General features: G+C 35.1%; 1 pseudogene. It reads left to right on the top strand.

The features are described from left to right. A pseudogene (locus tag ACSNOG_RS34120) lies at positions 1-231 on the top strand (hypothetical protein); the annotation flags it as partial.

Here is a 231-nt window from a genome sequence, read left to right as displayed (position 1 = left end):
ACACATGTACTCTGGGAGACTGAAAGAGTACATTACAATTATTTTGGGCGTCTTGAAGAAATCGAGTTTCTAAAAAGACTATATGAATTAAAAGACATGCCTAGTTTGGATAATAGATACTGCAATGCTGAGGATGATATCTGGCAGCATACAGTGAACAATGATGATTATCCTTTTTGTTGGGTGTTTGAGGATGAACGCTTCCAATTAAAAAATGGTAGTGATGAAATA

The sequence above is a fragment of the Streptomyces sp. URMC 124 genome (genome assembly GCF_051386455.1).
In the GTDB taxonomy this organism is placed as follows: domain Bacteria; phylum Actinomycetota; class Actinomycetes; order Streptomycetales; family Streptomycetaceae; genus Streptomyces.
This window is presented reverse-complemented; position numbering and strand designations above follow the sequence as displayed.